At 62.3% G+C, this 25,888-nt stretch carries 26 protein-coding genes and 1 pseudogene; 11 read left to right on the forward strand and 16 right to left on the reverse strand.

Translation table 11 applies throughout. The annotated features are described in order from the left end of the window. Positions 1–43: 43 nt before the first annotated feature. From CD932_RS25005 to CD932_RS25025, 4 genes and pseudogenes are all read left to right on the forward strand, one after another. Complete coding sequence (locus CD932_RS25005) at positions 44–937, forward strand: BadF/BadG/BcrA/BcrD ATPase family protein (RefSeq protein ID WP_094445593.1); 894 nt, start codon at positions 44–46, stop codon at positions 935–937. Continuing rightward, entirely contained in the window at positions 934–2,049 is a 1,116-nt protein-coding gene (gene nagA, locus CD932_RS25010; protein ID WP_094445594.1) for an N-acetylglucosamine-6-phosphate deacetylase, read from the forward strand. The genes CD932_RS25005 and nagA overlap by 4 nt, the downstream gene beginning before the upstream one ends. Next, positions 2,039–2,473 (forward strand): annotated as a pseudogene (locus tag CD932_RS25015) (SIS domain-containing protein); the annotation flags it as partial. The gene nagA and the pseudogene CD932_RS25015, both read left to right, overlap by 11 nt. 329 nt (positions 2,474–2,802) lie before the next feature. Next, a complete protein-coding gene (locus tag CD932_RS25025; RefSeq protein WP_094445596.1) occupies positions 2,803–4,119 on the forward strand; it encodes a hypothetical protein in 1,317 nt (438 codons plus the stop codon). A gap of 400 nt (positions 4,120–4,519) precedes the next feature. Here CD932_RS25025 and CD932_RS25030 read toward each other — a convergent pair whose 3' ends face one another. Next, positions 4,520–5,518: a hypothetical protein gene (locus CD932_RS25030; protein ID WP_141213367.1), complete on the reverse strand. Its 999-nt coding sequence runs from the start codon at positions 5,516–5,518 to the stop codon at positions 4,520–4,522. Between the two features lie 354 nt (positions 5,519–5,872). Here CD932_RS25030 and CD932_RS28480 point away from each other — a divergent pair, with 354 nt between their 5' ends. Further along, positions 5,873–6,094: a hypothetical protein gene (locus tag CD932_RS28480; protein ID WP_141213368.1), complete on the forward strand. Its 222-nt coding sequence runs from the start codon at positions 5,873–5,875 to the stop codon at positions 6,092–6,094. 101 nt (positions 6,095–6,195) lie between these two features. Here the strand turns inward: CD932_RS28480 and CD932_RS25035 are convergent, their stop codons facing one another. The 7 genes from CD932_RS25035 to rpsP all read right to left on the reverse strand — a co-directional run bounded on the left by CD932_RS25035 (position 6,196) and on the right by rpsP (position 10,694). Then, positions 6,196–6,531: a DUF3579 domain-containing protein gene (locus CD932_RS25035; RefSeq protein WP_094445598.1), complete on the reverse strand. Its 336-nt coding sequence runs from the start codon at positions 6,529–6,531 to the stop codon at positions 6,196–6,198. A gap of 215 nt (positions 6,532–6,746) precedes the next feature. Beyond that, positions 6,747–7,706: a CobD/CbiB family protein gene (locus tag CD932_RS25040; protein WP_094445599.1), complete on the reverse strand. Its 960-nt coding sequence runs from the start codon at positions 7,704–7,706 to the stop codon at positions 6,747–6,749. Between the two features lie 118 nt (positions 7,707–7,824). Continuing rightward, positions 7,825–8,484, reverse strand: coding sequence for a CoA pyrophosphatase (locus CD932_RS25045; RefSeq protein ID WP_094445600.1), 660 nt, complete (start codon positions 8,482–8,484; stop codon positions 7,825–7,827). Positions 8,485–8,559: 75 nt separating this feature from the next. Beyond that, positions 8,560–8,943, reverse strand: a complete 384-nt coding sequence (rplS, locus tag CD932_RS25050; RefSeq protein ID WP_035825414.1) for a 50S ribosomal protein L19 — start codon at positions 8,941–8,943, stop codon at positions 8,560–8,562. Between the two features lie 133 nt (positions 8,944–9,076). After that, positions 9,077–9,823, reverse strand: a complete 747-nt coding sequence (trmD, locus tag CD932_RS25055) for a tRNA (guanosine(37)-N1)-methyltransferase TrmD (protein ID WP_094445601.1) — start codon at positions 9,821–9,823, stop codon at positions 9,077–9,079. Positions 9,824–9,870: 47 nt separating this feature from the next. Next, positions 9,871–10,404, reverse strand: coding sequence for a ribosome maturation factor RimM (rimM, locus tag CD932_RS25060; protein WP_176461132.1), 534 nt, complete (start codon positions 10,402–10,404; stop codon positions 9,871–9,873). Positions 10,405–10,442: 38 nt separating this feature from the next. Beyond that, the gene (rpsP, locus tag CD932_RS25065; RefSeq protein ID WP_010395524.1) at positions 10,443–10,694 is read right to left on the reverse strand and encodes a 30S ribosomal protein S16; all 252 of its coding nucleotides are present in this window, start codon (positions 10,692–10,694) and stop codon (positions 10,443–10,445) included. Positions 10,695–10,947: 253 nt separating this feature from the next. Between rpsP and CD932_RS25070 the strand changes: the two genes are divergently transcribed. Beyond that, complete coding sequence (locus tag CD932_RS25070) at positions 10,948–11,382, forward strand: NINE protein (RefSeq protein ID WP_094445603.1); 435 nt, start codon at positions 10,948–10,950, stop codon at positions 11,380–11,382. A 99-nt stretch (positions 11,383–11,481) separates the two neighbouring features. Continuing rightward, entirely contained in the window at positions 11,482–12,111 is a 630-nt protein-coding gene (locus tag CD932_RS25075) for a glycine zipper 2TM domain-containing protein (protein WP_094445604.1), read from the forward strand. Between the two features lie 77 nt (positions 12,112–12,188). On the opposite strand, the gene CD932_RS25080 is transcribed toward CD932_RS25075, so the two are convergent. The 6 genes from CD932_RS25080 to CD932_RS25105 form a co-directional block, all read right to left on the reverse strand. Further along, positions 12,189–13,979, reverse strand: coding sequence for an acyl-CoA dehydrogenase (locus CD932_RS25080; RefSeq protein WP_094445605.1), 1,791 nt, complete (start codon positions 13,977–13,979; stop codon positions 12,189–12,191). Positions 13,980–14,080: 101 nt separating this feature from the next. After that, the gene (locus CD932_RS25085; protein WP_094445606.1) at positions 14,081–15,013 is read right to left on the reverse strand and encodes an electron transfer flavoprotein subunit alpha/FixB family protein; all 933 of its coding nucleotides are present in this window, start codon (positions 15,011–15,013) and stop codon (positions 14,081–14,083) included. Between the two features lie 40 nt (positions 15,014–15,053). Next, entirely contained in the window at positions 15,054–15,803 is a 750-nt protein-coding gene (locus tag CD932_RS25090; protein WP_094445607.1) for an electron transfer flavoprotein subunit beta/FixA family protein, read from the reverse strand. Between the two features lie 241 nt (positions 15,804–16,044). After that, on the reverse strand, positions 16,045–16,302 hold the full coding sequence (locus CD932_RS25095; protein ID WP_225317265.1) for a sulfurtransferase TusA family protein: 258 nt from the start codon (positions 16,300–16,302) through the stop codon (positions 16,045–16,047). A gap of 204 nt (positions 16,303–16,506) precedes the next feature. Further along, positions 16,507–19,119 carry an alanine--tRNA ligase gene (alaS, locus tag CD932_RS25100; RefSeq protein WP_094445608.1) on the reverse strand — a complete coding sequence of 871 codons (2,613 nt, stop codon included), beginning with the start codon at positions 19,117–19,119 and terminating at the stop codon, positions 16,507–16,509. Positions 19,120–19,243: 124 nt separating this feature from the next. Beyond that, complete coding sequence (locus tag CD932_RS25105) at positions 19,244–19,681, reverse strand: Fur family transcriptional regulator (protein ID WP_094445609.1); 438 nt, start codon at positions 19,679–19,681, stop codon at positions 19,244–19,246. Between the two features lie 194 nt (positions 19,682–19,875). Between CD932_RS25105 and CD932_RS25110 the strand changes: the two genes are divergently transcribed. Further along, positions 19,876–21,885, forward strand: coding sequence for a TonB-dependent receptor (locus tag CD932_RS25110; RefSeq protein ID WP_094445862.1), 2,010 nt, complete (start codon positions 19,876–19,878; stop codon positions 21,883–21,885). Here the strand turns inward: CD932_RS25110 and ugpQ are convergent. Further along, a complete protein-coding gene (gene ugpQ, locus CD932_RS25115; RefSeq protein ID WP_094445610.1) occupies positions 21,882–22,622 on the reverse strand; it encodes a glycerophosphodiester phosphodiesterase in 741 nt (246 codons plus the stop codon). The two genes, CD932_RS25110 and ugpQ, sit on opposite strands and share 4 nt — an antisense overlap. Before the next feature lie 176 nt (positions 22,623–22,798). Here ugpQ and CD932_RS25120 point away from each other — a divergent pair, with 176 nt between their 5' ends. After that, positions 22,799–23,902 (forward strand): sensor histidine kinase, encoded by a 1,104-nt coding sequence (locus CD932_RS25120; RefSeq protein WP_176461133.1) that lies wholly within the window; start codon positions 22,799–22,801, stop codon positions 23,900–23,902. Next, entirely contained in the window at positions 23,899–24,735 is an 837-nt protein-coding gene (locus tag CD932_RS25125) for a LytTR family DNA-binding domain-containing protein (RefSeq protein WP_094445612.1), read from the forward strand. The genes CD932_RS25120 and CD932_RS25125 overlap by 4 nt, the downstream gene beginning before the upstream one ends. Here CD932_RS25125 and CD932_RS25130 read toward each other — a convergent pair whose 3' ends face one another. After that, the gene (locus tag CD932_RS25130; protein WP_094445613.1) at positions 24,736–25,062 is read right to left on the reverse strand and encodes a hypothetical protein; all 327 of its coding nucleotides are present in this window, start codon (positions 25,060–25,062) and stop codon (positions 24,736–24,738) included. It abuts the gene before it with no gap. A gap of 127 nt (positions 25,063–25,189) precedes the next feature. On the opposite strand from CD932_RS25130, the gene CD932_RS25135 reads away from it, so the two are divergent. Next, positions 25,190–25,885: a hypothetical protein gene (locus CD932_RS25135; RefSeq protein WP_141213370.1), complete on the forward strand. Its 696-nt coding sequence runs from the start codon at positions 25,190–25,192 to the stop codon at positions 25,883–25,885. Positions 25,886–25,888: the final 3 nt, after the last annotated feature.

Here is a 25,888-nt window from a genome sequence, read left to right on the forward strand (position 1 = left end):
GCCTGCGAAACCAGCGGGCAGGCACCTCCACCATGGACAACACATGATCGAATACCTTATCGGCGTCGACGGCGGCGGCAGCGGCACCCGGGTGCGCCTGGCGCGTCCCGACGGGCAGGAACTGGCGCAGGGCCAGAGCGGCCCGTCGGGTCTCGCGCACGGCATTGCCAAGGCCTGGGCGGCGGTGGCGCACGCCGTCGCGCTGGCCTTTCATCAGGCAGGCCTGGCGCCACCGCCGCTGCAACAGATGGCCATCGGCCTGGGCATGGCTGGCGTGCACAACAAAGAATGGGCGGCCAGCTTTATCGAACACAATCCCGGCTATGCCCAGCTGGCGCTCGAATCGGACGCTCTGACCACTTTGCTCGGCGCCCATGGCGGCCAGGCCGGCGCCATCGTGGCGATCGGTACCGGCAGCGTGGGCGAAGTGCTGCATGCCGACGGCAGCCGCCGGGAAGTGGGCGGCTGGGGCTTTCCGTCCGGCGACGAAGCGGGCGGCGCCTGGATCGGCATGCGCGCGGTCAACCATGCGCAGCAGGCCGTCGACGGCCGGGTGCCCGCCAGCGCCTTTTCCAGCGCCATCGTCAACGCTTGCGGCGGCCACCGCGACGCCATGCAAGCCTGGCTGGCGGCGGCCAACCAGACCACCTACGCGCAACTGGCGCGCCTGGTGCTCGAATACGCAAGCGCCGATACCGTGGCGCACGGATTGCTGACGCAAGCGGGCCGCCAGGTCGCGCTGATCGCCAGCGCACTCGATCCGCAAGCGACCTTGCCGCTGGCGCTGTGCGGCGGCCTGGCAGCGCCCCTGCGTGCCTACCTGCCCGCAGCCCTGCTGCACAGGGTGGTGCCGGCGCAGGGCGATTCGGCGGCCGGCGCCCTGCTGCTGGTGCGCCAGCGGCTGTCATGCTGCATACTTAACGGAGCCAACAGATGAACCATACTACTATCGGGGGCAATATCCTCACTCCCGCCGGCTGGGTCCACGGCGCCATCGCCTTCGGCGAGCGCGTGACCGGCATCGACGGCGCCGCCGGCCATCCTTCGCAGAACAGCGACGACTATATCCTGCCCGGCTTTATCGACCTGCACGTGCATGGCGGGGCTGGCCGCGACGTCATGCAGGGCGGCGACGCGGTGTACGCGATTGCCGCCATCCATGCGCGCCACGGCACCACCAGCCTCCTGGCCACCACCATGACGGCGCCGCCGGAAGACATCGAGATGGCGCTGGCCGCCATCGGCGCGGCGGCAAAACAGCGCCGCCCCAATACGGCGCGCGTGCTGGGCGCCCACCTGGAAGGCCCCTACATCAACGCCGGCAAGCTCGGTGCGCAGCCGGACTACGCGCGCGCCGCCACGCTGGCCGAAATCGAACGGCTGCAAACGCTGGCGCAGCTGCGCGTGATCACGGTGGCACCGGAAATCGACGGCCACCTGGACCTGGTGCGCCAGCTGGCCGAACGCGGCGTGCGCGTGCAGATCGGCCATACCAGCGGTTCGTATGAAGATGGCGTGGCAGCGCTCGAACACGGCGCCTCGGGTTTTACCCACCTGTTCAACGCCATGAGCGGCCTGCACCACCGCGCGCCGGGCATGGTGGGCGCCGCGCTGGCCCATGCGCAATACGCGGAACTGATCCCCGATCTGCTGCATGTGCATCCGGGCGCCATCAAAACGGCGCTGCGCGCGATTCCCCACCTGTACTGCGTGACCGATTCGACCGCCGCCACCGGCATGCCGGACGGCCAGTACATGCTGGGCCGCCAGGCCGTGCACAAGTGCCTGGGCGGCGTGCGCCTGCCCGACGGCACCCTGGCCGGCAGCACCCTGACGCTCGACCAGGCGCTGCGCAACCTGGTCGGACTGGGCCTGGATCTGGCCGACGCCTCGCGCCGCGTGTCGACCAACGCCGCCGATTACCTGGGCTTGCAGGAACGCGGCCGGCTGGTCCCCGGCGCCTGGGCTGACCTGGTGGTGCTCGACCGCGACCTGAACCTCAAAGCCGTGTATATAGAAGGAGAACGCTGTGACCTCGATGATGCTTGAAGAAGCCGTTTCCGCCGCCGACTGCGTCGCCCTGCAACTGGCCAGCGACACGCAACGCTATGCGGAACTGGGCCGCACCTTGAGGCGCACGCCGTTCTCCACCGCGCTGACGATTGCGCGCGGCAGCTCGGACCACGCCTGCAATTACCTCGCCTACCTGATCATGGCGCGCCTGGGCCGCGTGGTGGCGTCGCTGCCGATGTCGCTGGTCACGCTCAACAAGTCGCCCTTGCAAACACGCGACACCCTGGCCATCGCGATCTCGCAGTCGGGCCAGAGTCCGGACGTGGTCGAGCCGATCCGGTATTTCCGCGACGGCGGCGCCACCACCGTGGCGCTGGTCAACGATAGCGATTCGCCGCTGGCGCACGCCGCCGAATGGGCCATGCCGCTACGCGCCGGCCAGGAAAACAGCGTGGCCGCCCCATCCTTGCCATCGAGTGCTTCTATGTGATGGCGGCCCGGCTGGCGCAAGCGCGCGGCATGGACCCGGACGCGCCGCGGCATTTGAGCAAAGTCGCCAGGACCAGTTGAGCGCCTGCGCCGGGCATGCCGGCGCACACGCCAGGCGCCCGGCCCGGCCCGTTTATGTGACAATAGACCATGTTGATCATGCTGCCACCCTTGGCCTCGCGCGTACGGAGTGGCAGAATGCCTGTTTTTCCCATTATCCCTGCCCCCAGGCATAGCCGCCGCGCGATCCGCAGCAGCGCGTGCCGGAGCGCCTTTTTGTTATTGATTGAAGGATTGACCATGTCCAATTTCCGTCTCGCCCGTATCAGCTTGCTCCTGGCCGCCATCGGTCTCAATGCCCTGCCTGCGCTGTCGCACGCCCAGGACGCCAAGCCAGCCGCTGGCGCGCCTGCCGCCGCGCCAGCCGATACCGTGCGCCCTGAAATCTTCAAGCTGCTCGATCCGACCGCCGTCAAGGCGTCGATGGATGCGAAGAATTACGCCGATGTGCAAAGCCGCATCGACCAGGCAGCGGCCACCCCTGCCTTGACGCCCTATGAAACCTTTGTCATCAACCGCCTGCGCGTGGCGCTCGCGTCGACCACCAACAATGCGGCAATGGCCATGCCGGCGCTTGAAGCGGTGATCGAATCGGGCAAGCTGGACAAGAAATCGCAAGGCGACTTCATCCAGGCCCTGGCCAACTATCACTACAACGCCAAGGATTATGCAAACGCCATCAAATGGTTCACCCGCTACCAGACGGAAACCGGCGACGTGGCCAGCGTGCGCCCTTACATTATCCGCGCCTATTACTTCAACAACGATTTCGCGCGCGCCAAGCAGGAACTGATGACCGACCTGGCCGCCAAGCAGCAGGCGGGCCAGGCGCCGACCCTGGAAGAGCTGCAATTGCTGGCCAACACGGGCTCGAAAAGCAAGGACCCGGCGACCTACCTGATCGCCATGGAAAACCTGGTTCGGTACTACCCGTCGGATGACTACTGGACCGACCTGCTGGGCCGCGTGCAAGGCAAGGCCGGCTATTCCGACCGCTTCGCGCTCGACGTGCTGCGCCTGCAATTCAAAGCCGTGAGCAGCATGCCCGAGCGGGACTACAGCGACATGGCGGAAATCGCGCTGGCCAATGCCTTCCCCACGGAAGCGAAAAAAGCCCTCGACGCCGGCTTTGCCAAAGGCCTGCTGGGCACGGGCGCGAACGCCGCCAAGCACAAGAAACTGCGCGACCAGGCCAACAAGGCCGCCGCCGACGATGCGAAAAGCATCGCCAGCGGTGAAGCGGCGGCCAACAAGAGCAAGGACGGCACGGGCCTGATCAACCTCGGCTACGCCTATGTCACGATGGACCAGTTCGACAAGGGTATCGAGCTGATCCAGAAAGGCATCGCCAAGGGCGGCCTGAAGCGTCCTGAAGACGCCAAGCTGCGCCTCGGCTATTCGCTGGCGATGGCTGGCAAGAAAGATGAAGCCATCAAGGTGCTGGAAACGGTACAGGGCGGTGAAGGCGTGAGCGACCTGGCCCGCTACTGGATCTTCTGGCTGAACCGTCCGGCCACGGCGGCAGCAGCACCGGTGGCAGCGGCAGCGGCCAAGTAAGTTTCAGGCATTAGCTGCAAAGCGGCCCGGTCACCACCGGCGCCGCTTTTTTCACGCCTTCGTTGAAGAAACGGCGAGTTCATTCCAGATACTCTGTCCGGCGCAGGCGATCAACCATCACGACTTGCTCACAGACCTGCACGATTTGCCATACGGAGGGCGAGCAGTGGAACGAAAACGCGAGACATTGGCATCGATTCAAGGACAATCCTTTTCCGGTATTCGCAGACCATGGCTATTACCTGGACGATGCCGTTTGGCCTGCCGGGTATTTGACGGACATACGGTCGCCATCTGCTTGAGGTCGGGCGGTCAACTGTCGGCCAATGGCAGCCCCTCACCAATGACCACTTCTAACCAGTTCGATGCCTAATGTCGGCTGGTCTATTGATGTTCGTGTTCACACCCAGTCCGGTTTCTTTAGCAGGAATCCGGCGTTGTTCAACACGACCTCACGCGATAATTTCTCGGTTATCTCAGCCATCAATTGCAAGGCCACGTCGTAAATCGCTACCACGTCTGCAAGCGCCATCTCGTCCTGCGAATACCGACTACGGCTGGCTTTTTTCCAATGGGGCAATTTCTTTAAAGCAGAGGGGTCGACATTCAGTCCTCGCGCCTCAGCGGCAGTATTCAGTTGTGCCATGTCATGACCTAAGGCTTTTAGGTTGGGATTGCCGTGCTGAAGCAGAAAAACTTTGAACGCTTTTTCGACAGCAAGATGAAGCTCCCATGCACCAATAGAAGCTACCGCAGAATTTAGGCCCGCGATATTGTTCACCGCTTGTTCAACGTGCACCCATACGCCATCACGGAGTCTCTGTCCCTCAGGAGTTAGAATGTCAGCCGATTGTAGCGCCAGGTTAATTCTTCTAGTTCGAGAAACGATTGTCGCAACGTTCGCCACCAGTTTGGCTTGGTCAGCAGTTGATAGCGAATCGAGTTTGGGCTTCGATGCGAAAAACGTGAGCGTGCTTTCGGACTCGTGAATAGCGTCCGGATAAATCATCCATGCGGTCTCACCCTCAATCTGGACTTTGTCGACTATCCGACGGATATCCAGCCTGACAGGTGTTCCCCTCAGCAGTATGACGCCACCTAAATAGTCCTTCTCAGACGCAAATGCCGCCGCACCGTAACGGTCCTTGTACCACGTCGTTATACTTATGACGATTTCAGTGAACCAAGGCTGCGACCAATATTTCTCCTTTGAGCTACCGGAAATTTCCAGAATTCCATCCTTTACAAGCCACATCGCAGCTTTTAGCGGCCGCTGCTGGAACGGCACGCCTTCCTGCCCAAATGCTTTGTCGAACAGCTCCAACCAATGCGATGATGCCTCGACGACATGCTGCAACCCGACAGAAATCACATCGTCGCCTTCTTCGTTTGCGTTCATCGTTCCCCCATAGAAAAAATCCATTTTAGGGCAGTTACGGAAATATTTTTTGAACGCGATAAAAAATCCAGGTAGCAGTTGCTGGACGTGATGTACCGCTTAGGGATTTCACGTAGAAGCAGTGCGCAGTAGCAGAGTCCAGAAGAGTTTTTGCACGGTTTTTATAATTTCTGATGAGCGCACGTCTGTCTCAATTTCCAATGCACACTGAGAGCGGTACATCGCGACATTCTACGGCACCCAACAGCTGTTCCGCTGGCACTTGAACGCTGCTGCTCATGAGACGGAAGTACAACCTGGTCGCTCACGGCGCAAGGTCCGCAATGGGGTGCAAGCTGACTTTCAGCAATAACCATGGAGTTTTCCTGCTTCATCAGCAAACCAGCAAAATATGCAACGCCCCTGATCGCCAGCAAGGGCTTTCCGGGCCAAGCGGGCCTGAAAAATGTCGAGGGCAAGGCGCGGCGACGCAGACAGTACGCATGTACGGCAAGGAGCCGCAACGCCGCCATCGGCATTTTCTCAGGTCCGCGTCTCCGGCCCGCCGTTTCAAGCTTGAATTGCATACTCACCTGACAAGCAAAACCCTCAGGCCCGCGTCTGCGGCCAGCTGTTTCAAGCTTGAATTTTTTCATGTATGCGCGCGTGGCGCGGCGCTGACGGCAGGCGAAAGCTGCTTACTTGCCTTCTTTGGGCGGCAGGAAGCAGGCTTCGACGATCTGCAGGTCGTTATCCTTGGCAAACTCGCGCACGAAGTGGAACGCCATCGGTTCGATCTCGCGCAGCCTGGTGTTGACCACCACCGACTTGACGCCGTTGACGATGGTCGGGCGCACGTAGGGAGAATATTGCAGGTGCGCATTGCGCCCGCCACCCTCGGGATTGAAACAGGACATCACTCCGCACAGGCGTTCAGCCCAATCACTGGGGCGAAATTGCTTGCCATTGCTGGTAAGACCAAGGATGAAGAACTCGTCTGAGAGTTCTCCGTTGTTTTGAGGTAACTCGGCCATGTGGCTTGTCGGGACTGGATTGCGTGAATGGCCCCGGCGGGTAAACCGGGCTGGTGGTTCGGTGCGTCTTGCGGACAGTGAGTATTATATCTTATAGAAGACTTGGGTTCTACCTCGATCTGCGCCCCTCGCGCCGGCCGCATGCAAAAGGGGCCGGCACACCTGTCGCGCCGGCCCCTTATTCTAATCGAATTGCGCTTGCCGCATGACGCGCATCAGCCGAGGAAGATCGCGCCCGATAGCAACAACAGCAACAGCATCCACAGCAGCAAGGCACGCCAGACCAGGCCCACCGTGCTTTGCAGGGCGCGCGCGCCGGGCTCTTCGCCAGGCAGGATATCGCTTTCGCTGTCGCTGTCGTCAACCGCCATGTCGGGCGTGATGAGCATGCGCGCCGCCGTCTCGACCGGCGTGCCCAGGCGCACGCCCATGGCGCCGCCGCCGGCCGTCAGGATGATGCCGATCGCTTCGTCATGCCAGCGGTGCGCGAAATTGCGCCAGGCATAGATGGCATCCTCGAAGTTGCCGACCACGGCAAACGCCACGGCCGTCAGGCGCACGGGGATCCAGTCGATCCAGTAAAAGGCGCGCGCGGCGAACTGGCCGAACGCTTCATTGCGCATATGCTCGGGTTCGTTCCAGGCGCGCGCCAGGTATTCAGCCACGCGGTACATCACGGCGCAGGCCGGGCCGAGCGGCATCATGAACCAGAAGAAGACGCCGAATACATTGCGATGCGTGGTGATCAGGGCGCGTTCGACGGCGATGCGCGAGATTTCACTGGCGTCCATGCCGACCGTGTCGAGCTTGGTCCAGTCGGCCAGCAGGGTGCGCGCGGCCGGCTCGTCCCCGGCGCTCAGGGCCAGCTGGATCGACGTGAAGTAATGGCTGTAGTGGCGAAAACCGAGAGTCAGGTAGACGATCAGCACGTTCCAGGCAAATGCAACCAGGGTCAGCTCGTAATATTTCAATGCCCAGTAAATGCCGGCCGTGGGGATCATCAGCAAGCCCATCATCAGGAACCAGCCGATGCGGCCGTGGCTGGCGTGGCCAGCATTGAACCAGGTCTCCATGCGCATCGCCATACTCTTGATTTCGGCGTAGATGATATTGTCCGCGCGCAAGGGCTTGAGCTGCTCGATCAGTAGTGCGCAAAGTATGGAGAAAAATGTCATCAATGGTCCTTTTTGTCTTTTACAGCAATACCGCAATGCCCGCTACGATAACGCAGTGCCGTGCTGGAATCAAACTTATTACAATTGAAGCGGATATTTGGACAGTTGTCCACTTGCGTCAGGCGCGCAGCAAGTGAAACAAGTTGCGCAGCATGCCGGCGGTGGCGCCCCAAATGTAAAATCGCTCGTACGGCATGGCGTAGAACGAGCGGCGCCCGCCGGGCAACTCCACCGACAGGCGCTGGTGATGGAGGCCATCCATCAGGAAGGCGAGCGGCACTTCGAAGATCTCCGCCACTTCGGAGGGGTCAGCGCGCAGTTCGAACGGCGGCGTGACCAGGCCCACCACGGGCGTGACCTGGTAGCCGGTGCCGGTCAGGTAATCGGGCAGCTGGCCCAGTACCTCCACATGCTTGCGCGCCAGGCCCACTTCTTCTTCCGTTTCGCGCAGCGCCGTGGCCACTGCCGAGGCGTCATACAGTTCGCTGCGGCCACCGGGAAAGCTGACCTGCCCGGCATGGCTGCTCAGGTGCTCGGTGCGCATGGTCAGCAGGATGGTCAGGCCTTCGGCGCGTTGCACCAAAGGAATCAACACGGCGGCCAGCACCGGTTCGGCGCGGGCCGACAGAAAATCCTGGGTAATCTCGGGCCGCCAGTCGGGCGGCGAGGACAGGCGCTGGCGCAAGGCCTCGGGCGTCATGCGCGCCGCATCGAGCGCGGCTTCGCCGGCGATCGCATCGATGGCCAGTTTTTTTGGATCAAACGCAATTGTTGCCATGCTAGCAGCCTCCAGCTCCAGAAATAAAAAGGGGGCACCCATAGGCACCCCCTCTTCCAAACGCAGGCGCTGGTATTAAGCGCTTGCTTTCGCCACAACGCGGCGGTTTGGCAATTTTTCTTTGATACGCGCCGATTTACCCGAACGCTCACGCAGATAGTACAGCTTGGCGCGGCGAACATCACCACGGCGTTTCACTTCGATCGAAGCGATCAGCGGCGAGTACAGCTGGAACGTACGCTCGACGCCTTCGCCGGACGAGATCTTGCGAACGATGAAGTTCGAGTTCAGGCCACGGTTACGACGGGAGATCACGACGCCTTCGTATGCCTGGGCGCGCTTGCGCGTGCCTTCGACCACGTTGACGCTGACGATAACGGTATCGCCTGGTGCGAAGTCAGGAATCGATTTACCCAGACGGGCAATCTCTTCTTGCTCTAATTGTTGAATCAAGTCCATTTTAACACTCCGAAAACCATCATGCCGGCGCACTGTGGATAGTTGACTATCCGCCCGGTAGAGGATGGGTATGACACAAAAGGGCAACATGCCCGGCACTGCAAAGCCACCCTGCTTGCCTTCCGGAGAAGACTTACAGGCTGGCCAGGAATTGTTCGTCGGTCTTGCTGAGCAAGCCGGCGGCGCGCGCGCTGACCAACAGATCAGGACGCTTCTTCGCGGTCGCTTCCAGCATGCGCTGGCGGCGCCACTTGCCGATCTCGGCGTGGTTGCCCCCCATTAGCACGGGCGGTACGGCCACACCTTCATACGTTTCCGGCCGCGTATAGTGCGGCGAATCGAGCAAGCCATTGACAAAGCTGTCCTCGACCGCCGACGCCTCGGTGTTCAACACACCGGGCAACAGCCGGATCACCGCGTCCATCAGCGCCATGGCGGGCAACTCGCCGCCCGACAACACGAAGTCGCCGACGCTGATTTCCTCGTCGACGCAACGGTCCAGCAAACGCTGGTCCACGGCTTCATAGCGGCCACACAGAATCACCAAACCCGGTTCGGCTTTCAGTTGCGTGACGCGCTCATGTGTCAGGGCGCGGCCTTGCGGCGACATGAACACCACGCGCGGCGCGGCCAGACCGAGATCCTGCTGGCGCTGCGTTGCGGCGTTGATGGTCGCTTCGAGCGGCCGGGCCATCATCACCATGCCGGGGCCGCCGCCATACGGGCGGTCATCCACGGTACGGTGATTGTCGGTCGTGAAATCACGGGGATTCCACAAGGACAAGCCACATTTTTGTTGCTCGAAGGCGCGCCGGGTCACTCCCGACTGCGTCAGCGCGGCAAACATTTCCGGGAACAGGGTCACGACATCAAATTGCATCGCAGTCCCATGCAGAAAGTTTGCCTGTCGCGATCAGCGCAGCCGGCTTAATAATCGAGGCCCCAGTCAACCGTGATCTTGCTGGCGGCTTTGTCAACATTCATGACAAACTGGCCGACAAACGGGATCAGGCGCTCGGGCGCCTTTTCAGCTGACGCATCGGCAGTGGCGACAGGAGTGACGCGCAGAATCGACTGCGGACCATTGCTCATCATGTCATGCACCGTGCCCAGGCACTCGCCTTGCAAATTCTCTACTGTCAGCCCGATCAGATCGGACCAGTAAAACTCATCGGCATCCAGCGTCGGGAAATGGCTACGCGGAATTTGCACGGATACGCCTTTCAGCGCCTCCGCGGCATCCCGCCCGACCACACCCACCAGCTGGGCCACGACGTCGCCGCCGTGTAACTTCGCCTGCCTGACTTGAACGTCATGCAAGGTCGGTTTATCAAGCCACCAGGTTTTAACGCTTAACAATGCATCCGCGTCGTCGGAGAAAGGAGTGATCCTGACCCCGCCAGCGATGCCATAGGCACCGGAGACATAGCCTACCTGTACCAGGTCATCGGGGAGTTTCACCCCGGATGCAGTCTTGACCGTCAAACCAGTGATCTGAATTAAGCTGCTGCTTTGTTGTTGCTGGCAACCAGGCGAGCAACGGTTGGCGACAATTGTGCGCCAACGCCTTGCCAGTAGGCCAGACGGTCTGCGGTGATACGCAGTGGAACTTCGCCACCTTGCGCCATCGGGTTGTAAAAACCGATACGCTCAATGAAGCGACCATCGCGGCGATTGCGCGAGTCAGTAGCGACGATGTTGAAGAAAGGGCGCTTCTTGGCGCCTCCACGAGCTAAACGAATAACGACCATAATATTTCCAAAAAGTGTGCTGAGGCGGAAAAAGCCGCAAATTATAGCGCGCTTTACCGCCAGGCAGCAAGCGTTATGATGACGGGCGTGTAATTTGGGCTAATCAAACATTATGACGAGTCAGGGCCGAAGACGCAATAGGCGCGTGCATCCGTGGCCCATCGCGCCACACCTTGCCGGCGATTTTAATTGCCACAAGCGCGGCGCTTTGGCCGATACTTGGCCTTCCTTATCGCAGCCCATCCGGAACGCCATGACCACCACGACGATCTTGCAACATTCACACAAGAACAAGGCTTTTACCTCGCTGCTGGCCTTCCTGCTGGGCTTGCTGGGCGCGCACCGCTTCTACCTGCATGGCGCCACGGACCGCTGGGGCTGGCTGCACCTGGCCGCTCTGCCCGCCAGCCTGGCGCTGCGTCAGCTGCTGCCCGGGGCCGACTGGTTCTACCAGCTGCTGCCGTTGACCATTTCCGCCCTGATCGGTTTCCTCGAAGCACTGGTGCTGGGCCTGATGCCCGATGAAAAATGGGATGCACGCTATAACGCCGGCTCCGGCCGGGCCTCGGACACGGGCTGGCCGCTGGCCGTGGTGCTGGTCGCCACGCTGATGCTGGGCGCGGGCACCCTGATCGCCACCATGGCGCGTTTGTTTGACCTGCTGTACACGGGCGGCGCCTACGGCTGAGCCCGCATAAGGGCGCGCACGCCCGTGTTGGCAAGCAATTATGCTTTTCCTCTATACTGTGGGATTACCAGCCTCGCTGGTTGCTTATTGGAGAAGATCATGATTCGTCGCCCTGCTATTATCGTTGCCATGACATTGGCCGGCCTGCTCGCCACGCCCGCCTTTGCCCAGAACAATATGTCGCCCAAGGCGCAGTACGCCTACGACAGCAAACAAGCCAGCACCCGCTATGCGGATGACAAAAAACTGTGCGCCGAAGAAACCTCGTCGAAAGCGCGCATGCAGTGCCTGCGCGACGCCAAGACCGAATACGACCAGGCCATCATCAACGCCAAGGCCGCACAAAAAGCCGGCAACTCCTACGCCAGCCAGCCGTCCAAACAGCAGCAGCAAGTGTGCGCCGATTGCGGCAAGGTGGTTGCTGTCAATGTCACCGAGAAAGCCGGTGAAGGCGGCGCGCTGGGCATGATCGGCGGCGGCGTGGCCGGCGCCCTGCTGGGCCGCCAGGTCGGTGGCGGTCTGGGCAAGGACCTGGCCACCCTGGCCGGCGCCGCCGGTGGCGCCTACGCCGGCAAGCAGGTCGAAGGCCACGTGAAAAATTCCAAGGTGTGGACCGTGACGGTGCAATACGAAACAGGCGCGCGCGCCGATTTCGCGTTTGACCAGGACCCGGGCCTGCAGTCGGGCGACCTGGTGCGTAATTCCGGTAACGGCATTACGCGTCGATAAAAACACCCCTTAAAGCGAAGACTGGGGTCGGACCCTGAGGGTCCGACCCCGGCATTTGCGGTTGGGGTTGGTTTAACTTAAAACTGCTCTTCCGACAGCGCCATCACGCCCGCACTGCCATCGACAATGGTCGCCCGCAGTCCCGGCGCCTGCGACAGGATGTGGTCGGCAAAGAAGCGCGCCGTGCTGATCTTGGCCTTGTAGAAGGCCGCGTCGCCACTGCCCTCGCCCAGCTTCTGCTGCGCCGCCACGGCCGCGCGCGCCATCTGCCAGCCGCCCAGCACGATGCCGGCCAGTTTCAGGTAGGGCACGCTGCCCGCAAACACGGCCTTGATGTCCGTCTTGATATTGGCCACCATATATTCCACCACCGCCTCCAGAGCCGCACTGCCCTCGGCCAGGTGCCGCTGCATGGCCTGGAAGTCCGCGCCCGTCAATTCGCCCAACTGGGCTTCGGTGGCGCGCACCTGGGCAATAATGGCTTTCGCCACTGCGCCGCCGTCGCGCACTGTCTTGCGTCCCACCAGGTCGTTGGCCTGGATCGCCGTCGTGCCCTCGTAGATCGTCAGAATCTTGGCGTCGCGGTAATGCTGGGCGGCGCCCGTCTCTTCGATGAAACCCATGCCGCCATGCACCTGCACGCCGTCGCGCGCCACGTCCTGCGACATTTCCGTCGACCAGCCCTTGATGATGGGCACCAGGTATTCATAGGTGGCCAGGCTCTCCGCACGCACCTGCGCGTCCGGATGGTGATGGGCAACGTCGCTGATGGCCGCGCCCACATAGGCCAGCGCGCGCGCCGCCTCGGTTTGCGAGCGCATCGACATCAGCATGCGGCGCACGTCCGGATGGTGGATGATGGAGACCGGAGCGGCAGATCCCGCCAGGTCGCGCGACTGCACGCGGTCTTTCGCAAACGCCACCGCCTGCTGGTAGGCGCGCTCGGCCAGGCCGATGCCCTGCAGGCCGACGCCGAAGCGGGCCGCGTTCATCATGATGAACATATATTCCAGGCCGCGATTTTCCTCGCCCACCAGGGTGCCGATGGCGCCGCCATGGTCGCCAAATTGCAGCACCGCCGTCGGGCTGGCCTTGATGCCCAGCTTGTGCTCGATCGACACGCAGTGCGCGTCATTGCGCTCGCCCAGGCTGCCGTCCGCATTGACGAGGAATTTCGGCACGATGAACAGCGAAATGCCTTTCACGCCAGCGGGTGCGTCGGGGGTGCGCGCCAGCACCAGGTGGACGATATTCTCGGCCAGGTCGTGCTCGCCATAGGTAATGAAGATCTTGGTACCGAACACCTTATAAGTACCGTCGCCCTGCGGCACGGCGCGCGTGCGCACGGCGGCCAGGTCCGAGCCGGCCTGTGGCTCGGTCAGGTTCATGGTGCCGGTCCACTGGCCCGACACCAGCTTTTCCAGATAAACCGCTTTCTGCTCGTCGCTGCCGGCCGTCAGCAGCGCTTCGATGGCGCCGTCCGACAACAAGGCCACCAGCGCGAACGAGATGCTGGCCGCATTGAGCATTTCGATGCATGGTGTCGCCAGCAACTTGGGCAGGCCCTGGCCGCCAAATTCGGTCGGGTGCTGCACGCCCTGCCAGCCCGCCTCGCCATAGGCCTTGAAGGCTTCCTTGAAGCCTTTCGAGGTGGTGACCTGGCCGTCGTGCCAGAAGCTCGGCTCCTTGTCGCTGGGCCAGTTCAGCGGGGCCACTACGGCGCCGCAGAACTTGGCGTTCTCTTCCAGCACTGCCTCGGCCGTATCGGGCGTGGCGTCTTCGCAGCCAGGCAAGGTGTGGATGTCGGCCAGGCCGGCCAGCTCGTTCATGACGAACAACATGTCTTTCAGCGGGGCTTGATAGCTCATCTTATCTCCAAGAAAAAAGCCACGCGCGGCTCGCCGTGTGGGGCGGGCCGGCGTGGCTTTGAATAAACAAAACCTGAGGCGGGTACGACTTGACCCCGTTTTTAGCCCAACTCTTTGACCAGTTGTGGCACCAGTTCGAACAGGTCGCCCACGATGCCGTAGTCGGCCACGGCAAAGATCGGCGCTTCCGGATCCTTGTTGATGGCGACGATGGTTTTCGAATCCTTCATGCCGGCCAGATGCTGGATCGCGCCCGAAATACCGACGGCGATATACAGCGCTGGCGCGACGATCTTGCCGGTCTGGCCCACTTGCCAGTCGTTCGGCACGAAGCCGGCGTCGACGGCGGCGCGCGAGGCGCCCATGGCGGCGCCCAGCTTGTCGGCCAAGGGCTCGAGGATCTGGAAGTTTTCGGCCGAGCCGAGGCCACGTCCGCCGGAGACGATGATTTTCGCGGCGGTCAGCTCGGGACGGTCCGACTTGGCCAGTTCGCGGCCCACAAAAACCGACTTTCCGCTATCGGCCACGGCCGTGATGGCGTCGGTGGCAGCCGAACCGCCGGTGGCGGCAGCCGAATCGAAACCGGTGGTGCGCACGGTGATGACCTTGATCTTGTCGCTCGACTGCACGGTGGCGATCGCGTTGCCGGCGTAGATCGGGCGCTCGAAGGTGTCCGGGGAGTCGACCTTGGTGATTTCCGAGATCTGCGCCACGTCCAGCCTGGCGGCCACGCGCGGCAAAATGTTCTTGCCGTAGGCGGTGGCTGGCGCCAGGATATGGCTGTAGTCGCCGGCAATCGCCAGCACCTGTTCGGCCACGTTTTCGGCCAGGCCGTCGGCAAAATAGGGCGCCTCGGCCACGATGACCTTGGCCACGCCGGCGATTTGCGCGGCGGCGGCGGCGGCAGCCGAGGCGTTCGAGCCGGCGACCAGCACGTGCACGTCGCCGCCGCACTGGACGGCCGCCGTGACGGTGTGGTGGGTGCTACCTTTCAAGGTAGCGTTGTCGTGTTCAGCAATAACTAATGCGACCATGATATGTCCTGTAATTGTTCTGGAGAGGCGGCAAAGCCGCTTAGATGACTTTGGCTTCGGTGCGCAGCTTGGCGACCAGCGTGGCCACGTCCGGCACCTTGATGCCGGCCGAGCGCTTGGCTGGCTCGGCCACTTTCAAGGTTTTCAGGCGCGGGCTGACGTCGACGCCCAGGTCTTCCGGCTTGACGGTTTCCAGCGGCTTTTTCTTCGCCTTCATGATGTTCGGCAAGGTCACGTAGCGCGGCTCGTTCAGGCGCAGGTCGGTGGTGACGATGGCCGGCAGGGTCAGGGCCAGGGTTTCCAGGCCGCCGTCGACTTCGCGCGTAACGGTCACTTTTCCGTCTTCCAGCACGACTTTCGAGGCGAAGGTGGCTTGTGGCCAACCGAGCAGGGCCGCCAGCATCTGGCCGGTCTGGTTGCTGTCGTCGTCGATCGCCTGTTTGCCCAGGATAATCAGTTGTGGCTGTTCCTTGTCGGCCAGCGCCTTGACCAGCTTGGCCACGGCCAGCGGTTCGAGTTCGGTGGTGGTTTCGACCAGGATGCCGCGGTCGGCGCCAATGGCCATGGCCGTGCGCAGGGTTTCCTGGCACTGGGTCACACCGCAGGAGATGGCGACCACTTCGGTGACCTTGCCGGCTTCTTTCAGGCGCATGGCTTCTTCGAGAGCGATCTCATCGAAAGGATTCATCGACATTTTGACGTTGGCGGTATCGACGCCAGTGCCGTCACTCTTGACGCGTACTTTGACGTTGTAGTCGACCACGCGTTTGACGGGTACCAAGACTTTCATAGCTATGCCTTTGGGAAATTATAAAAATGACGGATCAGATGCTGAGTGTGAAGACGATTATAAGAGAAATTTGAAACTTGAACCGAATTTAAGCACGATCGTGCGATTTTTAATTAGAGCAAATCGTCTAATTTGCTTGCGATGACGGTGAACAGGGGAATGTGGCGCTACGCTGCAGGGCAGCAAAACTGCCGCGCCCAGCGCCGTGCGGACCGTCAGTCGTGACGATCCCGGTAAACAATTACTTGCGCTGCATCAGGAAGACAAACTCGGTGCCCGTCTGCACATGCGACAGCAGGGCGTTGCCGGTCTGCTTGGCAAAGGCCTGGAAGTCGCGCACGGAACCGGGATCGGTTGCCATGATGCGCAGCACTTCACCGCTTTGCAGCTCCGACAAGGCTTTCTTTGCTTTCAGAATCGGCAAGGGGCAGTTCAAGCCCCGCGCGTCGAGTTCTTTATGAAATTCCATAATCTCGGTATCAAGTAGTGTGTCGCTCATCAATATCCCACCATTGTTTTGTTGTACTGATTTTCGACATACTACGCTAATTCGCGGCCAATGACGCGCTGCACCAAAATAGTTCACAAGCTGTTGTGGGGTCACAACGAGATGCGTCAAAGCAAAACGGCCCGCCAACCAGGTTGGCGGGCCGTTTTCAGGCAATGACGGGGCACGCACCCCGCATGCCTTCTCGCCTGGCGCTTATTTCACCTTGTCGCCGACCCAGGCCGGCACACCGGCCAGGGCGGCCGGCAAACCGCTGGCGTCGGTACCGCCGGCCTGCGCCATATCGGGGCGTCCGCCGCCCTTGCCGCCCACTTGCTGTGCAACGAAGTTCACCAATTCGCCCGCTTTCACGCGCGCGGTGGCGTCGGCCGTCACGCCGGCGATCAGGCTGACCTTGCCATCGGTGACGCTGGCCAGCACGATGGCGGCCGTCTTCAGCTTGTCCTTCAGCTTGTCCATCGTTTCGCGCAGGCGCGCCACGTCGGCGCCTTCGAGCACCGCTGCCAGCACCTTGATGCCGTTCACGTCGACCGCTTGCGTGACCAGTTCATCGCCCTGGCCCGACGCCAGTTTCGATTTCAGGGCCGCCAGTTCTTTTTCCAGCGCCTTGACATGATCCTGCACCTGGACTATGCGCGCCGTCAGCTCTTCGGGATTCGATTTGAGCGCGGCGGCGGCGTCGAGCAGGCGGCGGTTCATCGCTTGCACCAGCGCCAGCGCACCCTCGCCCGTGACCGCTTCGACGCGGCGGATGCCGGCCGCCACGCCACCTTCGGCGATGATCTTGAACAGGCCGATGTCGCCCGTGCGCTGCACGTGCACGCCACCGCACAGCTCTTTCGAGGTGCCGATATCGAGCACGCGCACTTCGTCGCCGTATTTCTCGCCGAACAGCGCCATCGCGCCGTGCTTGACGGCGTCGTCGAACGACATGTGGTGCGATTGCACCGCGTGGTTTTCCAGGATCTCTTGGTTGACGATGGTTTCCACGGCCGCGATCTGCTCCGCCGTCATTGGCGCATTGTGGCTGAAGTCGAAACGGGTTTTGTCGGGGTCGACCAGCGAACCTTTTTGCGCCACGTGGCTACCCAGCACTTCGCGCAAGGCCTTGTGCATCAAATGGGTGGCCGAGTGGTTGCGGATGGTGCGGCCGCGCTTGCCCGTGTCGACGTCGGCCGATACGGCATCGCCCACCTTCAGGGTGCCGGTAACGAGTACGCCATGGTGACCGAACACATCGGCCTGGATCTTCAGGGTGTCGTCGACCTTGAAGGCGGCGGCGCCCACCGTGATCACGCCCTGGTCGCCGACCTGGCCGCCCGATTCGGCGTAGAACGGCGTGGTGTCGAGCACCACGATGCCGGCCTCGCCTGCATTGAGCTGCTGCACTTGCGTGCCGGCTGCGTACAGGGCGACAACCTTGCTGCCGAAGGTAAGCTGCTCGTAGCCGACGAAGGTGTTTTTCTCGCCGGCATACTCAACCTTGCTATCCTTGTGCGACTTGCCGCCCTTGCGCGACAGCTCCTGGCTTTCTTTCAGGGCCACGTCATAGCCTTCCTGGTCGAACGCGATATGGCGCTCGCGGCAGATATCGGCCGTCAGGTCCGGCGGGAAGCCATAAGTTTCGTACAGGGTAAAGGCGGTGGCGCCGTCGATGCCGGTGGCATCCCTGGCCAGCTGGGCTTCCAGCACTTTCATGCCGGTTTCCAGGGTTTCGCCGAAACGCTCTTCCTCGGCTTTCAACATGTTGGCGACGTTGACCTTGGCTTCTTCCAGCTCCGGATAAGCGGCGCCCATCTCGATGGACAGGTCCTCGACCAGTTTGTAGAAGAACGGTTTCGTCTGGCCCAGCTTGTGGCCGTGGCGCAGTGCGCGGCGGATAATGCGGCGCAGCACATAGGCGCGCCCTTCGCTGCCGGGAATCACGCCGTCGACAATCATGAAGGCGGCAGCGCGGATATGGTCGGCGATCACGCGCAGCGACTTGTTTTCCAGGTCCGTGGCGCCGGTTTCACGCGCGGCGGCGCGGATCAACTGCTGGAACAGGTCGATCTCGTAGTTCGAATGCACGTGCTGCAGCACGGCGGCCAGGCGCTCCATGCCCATGCCGGTATCGACGCACGGTTTTGGCAGCTTGTGCATCACGCCCGCTTCGTCGCGGTTGAACTGCATGAACACCAGGTTCCAGATTTCAATGAAGCGGTCGCCGTCTTCGTCAGGCGAGCCAGGTGGACCGCCCGCAATGTCGGCGCCATGGTCGTAGAAGATCTCGGTGCACGGGCCGCATGGACCGGTGTCGGCCATCTGCCAGAAGTTGTCGGACGCATAGCGCGCGCCCTTGTTGTCGCCGATGCGGATGATGCGCTCGACCGGGACACCGATTTCTTTTGCCCAGATGTCATAGGCTTCGTCATCTTCGATATAGACGGTGACGGTCAGCTTGTCGACCGGCAGGCCATAGACACGGGTCAGCAGTTCCCAGGCATAGTGAATCGCGTCGCGCTTGAAATAGTCGCCGAAGCTGAAGTTGCCCAGCATTTCAAAGAAAGTATGGTGGCGCGCCGTATAGCCGACGTTTTCCAGGTCATTGTGCTTGCCGCCGGCGCGCACGCAGCGCTGCACCGAGGTGGCACGGGTGTAGGGACGGCTGTCCGTGCCCGTAAACACGTCCTTGAATTGCACCATGCCGCTGTTGGTCAGCAGCAAAGTCGGATCATTGCCTGGCACCAGCGAGCTGGAACGGACGATGGCATGGCCCTTGGACTCGAAAAACTTGAGGAACTTGTCGCGGATTTCAGATGATTTCATGTTTTTTTGGCAAAAGGTGGCGGCAGCTTGAAAAGGAAGATTATACGTGATATGGCTGCCTGCAATTAAGGCAGGCAAGGGCCTGTTGCGTACAGGCCCCTGTCAAATCCTGCTGACCAAGGACTCAGGCGTGATCAGCGCAGCTGTGCGCGGCCGGACTGGCAGGAGTCGACGCCGCCGCGTCGGCTCCATTGCAGTCGGCGCAGCGGCCGTACAGGGTCAGTTCGTGGCGCTCGACCACGAAGCCCTGCGGCGCCATGCGCTTCAGGTCGCCAGGGCAATCATGCACGTCGAACACGCGCTGGCAAGTGGTGCACTGGAAATGGTGGTGATGGTGATTGGCCACCGCATTCGATTCATAGCGCGGGTTTTCACCGGGCAAGGTGACCACCTGCACTTTTTCTTCCAGCAGCAGCGACTTGAGGTTGCGGTAGACCGTGGCAATGCCCAGTTGCGTGACCTGCAAGCTGGCTTCTTCCAGGATTTCCTGTGCCGACAGCGGACGCCGGGCCGACTCGATGGCGGCCTGTATGGCGGTTTTTTGACGTGTTGTGCGTTCCATGGCAACAGAATACACCACCCACTCGCTATGTAGTGGCTGGCGGTTAACATATTAATGATAATGGTTTATCATTATCATATAATTGCTTGCCCAATCCCTGCAAACACCGTCACACGACAAGGATCTGACCCATGACCGCACCGCAACACGCACCATGCCCTCTTCACCGCCCGCCCCCTTTGATGCTGGCGCTGATGCTGGCCTTTGCCGCCCCCGCCACCGCGCTGGCCCAGCAAGCGCCCACCTTGCCGGCCGTGACCGTGTCGGCCAGCGCCCTGGCGCTGGGCAGCGACGACATGAGCACGCCTGTCACGGTGCTCGACGGCGATGAACTGGTGCGCGTGCGCGAAGCAACGCTCGGCGAAACTCTGGCCGGCCAGCCCGGCATCCACTCCAGCCATTTCGGCGCCGGCGCCAGCCGCCCCATCATTCGCGGCATGGATGGCCCGCGCGTGAAAGTGCTGTCCGATGGCGCCGAAGTGCAGGATGCGTCCACCATCAGCCCGGACCACGCGGTGGCGGTCGAACCCATGCTGGCCGAGCAGGTCGAAGTGCTGCGCGGCCCGTCGGCGCTGGCCTATGGCGGCGGCGCCGTCGGCGGCGTGGTCAATGTGATCGACAACAAGATTCCGACCCGCGTGCCGGCCAAAGGATGGGAAGGCAGCGCGGAGGTGCGCGCCAATTCAGGTGCCCGTGAAAAGGCCGGCGCCTTCGAGATGACAGGCGGCGCCGGCAATGTCGCCTTCCATGCGGAAGGCGTCAGGCGCGATGCGAAACAATACAAGGTCGGCAGCGGCTGGCAAGGCGGCTCGACAGTGGCCGGCAGCTACAACGACACCGATACCGGCAGCGTCGGCGCGGCGTGGGTCGGCGCGCGCGGCTTCCTGGGCCTGGCCTTTACCAGCCAGCGCGCCGAATACGGCCTGCCCGGCCACAACCATGAATTCGAAAGCTGCCACCCGCATGGCACGCAGCTGCACTGCGGCGAGCATAAGGCAGGCGAGGAACATGAGCATGAACAGGAAGCGGGCGCCGTGCCCTACGTGAAACTGAAAAGCGAGCGCTGGGACGTGCGCGGCGAGCTGCGCGACCCCCTGCCCGGCTTTACCCGCTTGCGCCTGCGCGCCGCCGTGACCGATTACAGGCACGATGAAATCGAAGGCACGCAAATCGCCACCACTTTCAGAAACAAGGGCCATGATGCGCGCCTGGAAATGGAACATGTGCCGCTGGCAGGCTGGCGCGGCGTGGTCGGACTGCAGACGACCAGGCGCGATTTTTCGGCGCTGGGCGAGGAAGCCTATGTGGCGCCGACCCTGACCAGGAAGCACGCCGCCTTCCTGGTCGAGGAATACACGCTGGCGCAATGGCGCTTCGAAGCGGCGCTGCGCCACGAGTGGCAGGACATCGATGTCGACAGCGCCACCTTGAAGAATCACAGCGCCAAAGGCATTTCGGTCTCGCTGGGCGCCGTATGGAAATTCGCGCCGCAGTTTTCGCTCGGTTCGACCGTCTCGCGCACGCACCGTTTGCCAAGCGCCGAAGAGCTGTACGCCAACGGCGTGCACATGGCCACTGCCACCTATGAACTGGGCAATCAAAACCTGGGCAAGGAAACCTCGAACAATATCGATGTGACGGTGCGCAAATACGCGGGCGCCACCACCTTCTCGCTGGGCGCCTACCGCAACCAGATCGACAACTACATCTTCGGCTCCACCCTGGACAGCCATGAAGGCTTCCAGCTGATCGAATACGCCCAGCGCGACGCCACCTTTACGGGCGTGGAAGGCCAGATCCGCCAGCAGCTCAATCCGATCTTCGGCGCCAGCGTATTCGGCGACTACGTGCGGGCCAGGCTGGCCGACGGTGGCGCGGGTAACAACAATAATCTGCCGCGCATCCCGGCCCGGCGCCTGGGCATGAAACTGGACGCCAACTGGCAGAACTGGAATGGCGTGGCCGAGTTCTACCGCGTCGGCAAGCAGGACAAGGTGGCAGCCTTTGAAACGTCCACGCCTGGCTACAATATGCTGAACCTGTCGGCCAGCTACAACACGCGCCTAGCCGGCACGCCGACCCAGTTCTACCTGAAGGCCAATAACCTCACCAATGAGCTGGCGTACAGCCACACCTCGTTTATCAAGAACGCGGCGCCGTTGACGGGGCGGAATTTGACGGCGGGGGTACGGCTGACGTTTTAAGCCATCGCCGGCACGGGCGCGATGAGATCGATCCTGTCGGTACAAAACCCATCCACCCCCCACCCCAGCAGCTCGCTGGCCCGCTCCACCGTATTGACGGTATAGCAGAACACCCCGAAGCCTTCCGCCTTGATCGCCGCTACCCGTTCGCGGGTCAGCGGCGTGTGGTCGCAATGGATCGCCACCACCCCCAGCTGTCTCGCCTGCGCCAGCCAGTCCTGCGGCAGTTCTTCGACCAGCCAGCCGCGCGCCAGCTCGGGCGCCGCGTCGCGCGCCGCCACCAGCGCATCGATGCTGAACGAGGACAGCAAGGGCGACAGTCCGCCGTCAGCAAAATGCTGGCGCGTGCGCTGCGCCACCACCGTCCCGGTCGCCGCCTCGGCACCGGGCGCCGGCTTGATCTCGATATTCATCCAGATGCCGTGCGCCTGACAATAAGCGACGACCGCGTCGAACGCCGGCACGCCCTCGCCCGCGAATGGCGCGCCGAACCAGCTGCCCGCATCCATCGCCGCCAGTTGGGCGCTGGTGTAGTCGGGTATGGCGCCGCTGCCGGCCACGGTGCGGCCCAGTTCCACATCGTGCACCACCACCGGCACGCCGTCCCTGGCCAGCATGACGTCGAATTCGACGGCGCGGTAACCGTGCGCCAGGCCGCAGCGCAGGGCGGCAATCGTGTTTTCAGGCGCCAGCGTGCCGCCGCCGCGGTGCGCCAGGGTGCGTGGATAGGGCCACATGCTCGTCCTTGATTGATGATGATGCTTGCATCATCGCGCGCACGCGCGGCCATGTAAAGCACGCACTGGCGCGATTGGCGCCGCGCCAGCCTGGTTTCGTCGCAGCGGCGTTGCGCTGGCGGCGCGCAGCGCACACAATGGTTTATCTGATTAACTGCGAACATCACACAACGACCATGTCCAGCCCGACCATTTCCCCCGCCAGCCGGCCGCGTTCACGCTATCACCGCATGCTGCACGATATCCGCTATGCGCTGGCGATCAATGTACTGTGCGCGCTGGTCATTACCTACCTGCTCAATCCGGGCAGCCACCTGGGGCAGAACCTGATCGCTTCCATGTGCATCGGCGGCATAGCCTTCGTGCTCATCGATGGCGCGCGCCTGACCTTGTGGGACCCCGGCCAGCGTCCGAAGGCACTGCCGCTTATCGCGATCATCGTGGTGTCAGTGCCGGTGGCGCAGTGGCTGGGCCTGCAGTTATTTACCTGGCTGACCAACGTCAAGGTGAAGGCCATGACCACCCTGGAGCCGGCCGAAGTGGCCGCCAATCTGCTCTTTACCCTGGCCGTGACGGGCGCGGCCGTGCTGTTTTTTTCCAACCGCGAACGCATCTCGCGCCTGCAGACGGCGGCGGCGCAAGAAAAAGCCCGCGCCGAATCGGTGGCGCGCCAGGCCATGCAAGCGCAATTGCAACTGCTGCAGGCGCAGATCGAACCGCACATGCTGTTCAATACCCTGGCCAACCTGCAGGGCCTGATCAGCTTTGACCCGGACCGCGCCCAGCTGCTGCTGGACCAGTTGATCCAGTACCTGCGCGCCACCCTCGGTTCGTCGCGCGCCGAAGCGACCACCCTGGAGCAGGAATTTTCGCTGATGCAAGCCTACCTGGGCCTGATGGCGATTCGCATGGGCGCGCGCCTGGCTTACACGCTGGACTTGCCCGGCGACTTGCGCCGCGCCCGGCTGCCGCCCATGCTGCTGCAGCCGCTGGTGGAAAACGCTATCCAGCACGGCCTGGAACCGAAGATCGAAGGCGGCCATATCAGGGTGCAGGCCAGCATCGACTGCGGCCAGCTGACCCTGACGGTGATGGATGACGGCCTGGGCCTCGATCATCCTGGCCAGACCAAGGGCACACAACTCGGTGTGACGAATATTCGCGAACGGCTGCAGGTCATGCATGGCGACAGCGCCAGCCTGTCGCTGGCCGCCAACGATGCCGGTGGCGTAAGCGCCCGCTTGACCCTGCCACTTCAACTTTCCACGACCACGCCATGACATACTCAGCCAACGCCGCCGCACCCGTACGCGCCCTGATCGCCGAAGACGAACCGATACTGGCGGCCGCCCTCGCCCACGCCCTGCGCCGCCTGTGGCCGGCGCTCGATATCGTCGCCACCTGCGCCAATGGCGTGGAGGCGCTGCAGCAGGGCCTGGCCCTGCGCCCCGACATCCTGTTCCTGGACATCAAGATGCCGGGCAAGACGGGCCTGGAAGCGGCCGAAGAGCTGGCCGAGCAATGGCACGAAGGGCAGGACGGCACGCCGTTTCCGCAGATCGTGTTTGTCACCGCCTACGACGACTACGCGCTGGCCGCCTTCGAACACGCGGCCGCCGATTACGTATTAAAACCCGTCAACGATGCGCGCCTGGGCAAGACGGTGGAACGGCTGCAGCAGAGACTGCAAACCGTCACACCGGCACCCACGCCAGAACAGGCTGCGCCCGCCGACGACAACCTGGCCCGTTTGCTGACACAGTTGCAGGCAATGACGCCAGCGGCGCCGCGCCTGCAGATGATACGGGCAGCCGTCGGCAACAGCGTGCGCATGATCCCCATGGCCGACGTAGTCTACTTCGAAGCGCTCGACAAATACATCAACGTGGTATGCCGCGACGGCGAAGCGCTGATACGCACCAGCCTGAAGGAATTACTGCCGCAGCTGGACCCGCAGCAATTCTGGCAAATCCACCGCGGCACCATCGTCAACGCCAGCGCGATCGCCAGCGCCGTGCGCGACGAGGCAGGCAAGCTGTCACTGACCTTGCGCCAGCATCCGGCGCAACTGCGCGTCAGCCCGCTCTACGCCCACCTGTTCCGCCAAATGTAATCAGTGTAGTTGATGCTTGAGGTCCGACAATTCATCGTGGACCCTGAGCACCGCTTTTTTCATTTCCGGCGTCAGCTTGGCCGCCGTGCCGCAGGCGCGCTTGGCGCGGTCGCCCAGCGACTCCAGATTGTCCACCGCCTGGCGGATGCGCGCATCGTCGTGCGAATCGATCGCCTGGCGTACCGACAATTTCTGCTGGTCCAGTTGGTTGATGCAATCCTTCAAGTCCATCGGCATTTCCTGCGCGCTGCCGCACAGCTGCGCCGCCTGGCCGATAGATTGCTCAATGGCGCCGAAGCACCGTGCCACTTCGTTAGCTTGCAACATGATATGTCCTCCCAAGATGTAGGAAGTTGGATCGTGGCGACGTCCAACAGTTCCATCGGCGGCGCAATTGATTTGACATCACCGCAGGGGATTTGTAAGGACCTGTGACATTCCGGATAATTATCAAATGACTCAGATACAGTGGCTCACCTCGTTCACCATGCCGACCATGACGCCATCGACACTGTCCCGCCACGCGCCCAGCCTGTTGCTGGTTGCGCTGCTGCATCTGTTTGTAATTTATCTGTTGCTGCAATCGAAGACCCGGCTCGCGACAGACGCCCCGGGTCTACAGGGGCCGCGCATACAATGGCTGCGGGTGTCAGCGCCAAAGCCGGCTCCCGCACCCGCATCGGCCGCCACGCCTGCCGCGCGCCTGGCCGTGCGGCAACCGCGCGCGCCGCGCCAGGCCGTTGCGGCGCCCATCAGCCAGCCGGCGCCGGCTCCGCTGAGCGCGCCCGACAGCACGGCAGAACCAGCGCCAGCAGTACCATCGAAACCAAATGCGCCCAGCGCGGCCGAGATCCTGGCGCAGGCCAAGCGCGACGTGGGCCAGATAGACAAGGATTTGCGCAAGCAATTTCCGCAGCGCGGTGAACAAAAAATCGACGATACGGCGTTCAAGCGCATGCAGCAAGGCTTTGCCGATGCCTATGCGGCGGTGCCGCCGAAATGGTATGAGGCGTCAAGAATCGAGGAGCTCGGCGCCAATACGCCCAGGGGCGGCCACACTTACAAGATCACCAGCCCGCTGGGCACCCTGTGCGTGACCACAGGCGCGGGCAAGAATGGCGAAACGATGATCGGCAATTGCCCCAAATAGCCG

It is taken from the genome of Janthinobacterium sp. PC23-8 (genome assembly GCF_002250505.1).
Lineage (GTDB): Bacteria > Pseudomonadota > Gammaproteobacteria > Burkholderiales > Burkholderiaceae_D > Janthinobacterium.

Bases quoted from the DNA above. Each gene is read 5' to 3' on its own strand.
- trmD (WP_094445601.1), bottom strand. From the start codon at position 9,823: ATGCAATTTGATGTCGTGACCCTGTTCCCGGAAATGTTTGCCGCGCTG.
- nagA (WP_094445594.1), top strand. From the start codon at position 934: ATGAACCATACTACTATCGGGGGCAATATCCTCACTCCCGCCGGCTGG.
- CD932_RS25090 (WP_094445607.1), bottom strand. From the start codon at position 15,803: ATGAAAGTCTTGGTACCCGTCAAACGCGTGGTCGACTACAACGTCAAA.
- CD932_RS25030 (WP_141213367.1), bottom strand. From the start codon at position 5,518: ATGAACGCAAACGAAGAAGGCGACGATGTGATTTCTGTCGGGTTGCAG.
- CD932_RS28480 (WP_141213368.1), top strand. From the start codon at position 5,873: ATGGAGTTTTCCTGCTTCATCAGCAAACCAGCAAAATATGCAACGCCC.
- ugpQ (WP_094445610.1), bottom strand. From the start codon at position 22,622: ATGTGGCCCTATCCACGCACCCTGGCGCACCGCGGCGGCGGCACGCTG.
- CD932_RS25085 (WP_094445606.1), bottom strand. From the start codon at position 15,013: ATGGTCGCATTAGTTATTGCTGAACACGACAACGCTACCTTGAAAGGT.
- CD932_RS25135 (WP_141213370.1), top strand. From the start codon at position 25,190: ATGACTCAGATACAGTGGCTCACCTCGTTCACCATGCCGACCATGACG.
- CD932_RS25110 (WP_094445862.1), top strand. From the start codon at position 19,876: ATGCTGGCCTTTGCCGCCCCCGCCACCGCGCTGGCCCAGCAAGCGCCC.
- CD932_RS25125 (WP_094445612.1), top strand. From the start codon at position 23,899: ATGACATACTCAGCCAACGCCGCCGCACCCGTACGCGCCCTGATCGCC.
- alaS (WP_094445608.1), bottom strand. From the start codon at position 19,119: ATGAAATCATCTGAAATCCGCGACAAGTTCCTCAAGTTTTTCGAGTCC.
- CD932_RS25095 (WP_225317265.1), bottom strand. From the start codon at position 16,302: ATGAGCGACACACTACTTGATACCGAGATTATGGAATTTCATAAAGAA.
- CD932_RS25120 (WP_176461133.1), top strand. From the start codon at position 22,799: ATGTCCAGCCCGACCATTTCCCCCGCCAGCCGGCCGCGTTCACGCTAT.
- CD932_RS25080 (WP_094445605.1), bottom strand. From the start codon at position 13,979: ATGAGCTATCAAGCCCCGCTGAAAGACATGTTGTTCGTCATGAACGAG.
- rplS (WP_035825414.1), bottom strand. From the start codon at position 8,943: ATGGACTTGATTCAACAATTAGAGCAAGAAGAGATTGCCCGTCTGGGT.
- CD932_RS25075 (WP_094445604.1), top strand. From the start codon at position 11,482: ATGATTCGTCGCCCTGCTATTATCGTTGCCATGACATTGGCCGGCCTG.
- rpsP (WP_010395524.1), bottom strand. From the start codon at position 10,694: ATGGTCGTTATTCGTTTAGCTCGTGGAGGCGCCAAGAAGCGCCCTTTC.
- CD932_RS25040 (WP_094445599.1), bottom strand. From the start codon at position 7,706: ATGACATTTTTCTCCATACTTTGCGCACTACTGATCGAGCAGCTCAAG.
- CD932_RS25105 (WP_094445609.1), bottom strand. From the start codon at position 19,681: ATGGAACGCACAACACGTCAAAAAACCGCCATACAGGCCGCCATCGAG.
- CD932_RS25070 (WP_094445603.1), top strand. From the start codon at position 10,948: ATGACCACCACGACGATCTTGCAACATTCACACAAGAACAAGGCTTTT.
- CD932_RS25025 (WP_094445596.1), top strand. From the start codon at position 2,803: ATGTCCAATTTCCGTCTCGCCCGTATCAGCTTGCTCCTGGCCGCCATC.
- CD932_RS25045 (WP_094445600.1), bottom strand. From the start codon at position 8,484: ATGGCAACAATTGCGTTTGATCCAAAAAAACTGGCCATCGATGCGATC.
- CD932_RS25035 (WP_094445598.1), bottom strand. From the start codon at position 6,531: ATGGCCGAGTTACCTCAAAACAACGGAGAACTCTCAGACGAGTTCTTC.
- CD932_RS25130 (WP_094445613.1), bottom strand. From the start codon at position 25,062: ATGTTGCAAGCTAACGAAGTGGCACGGTGCTTCGGCGCCATTGAGCAA.
- CD932_RS25005 (WP_094445593.1), top strand. From the start codon at position 44: ATGATCGAATACCTTATCGGCGTCGACGGCGGCGGCAGCGGCACCCGG.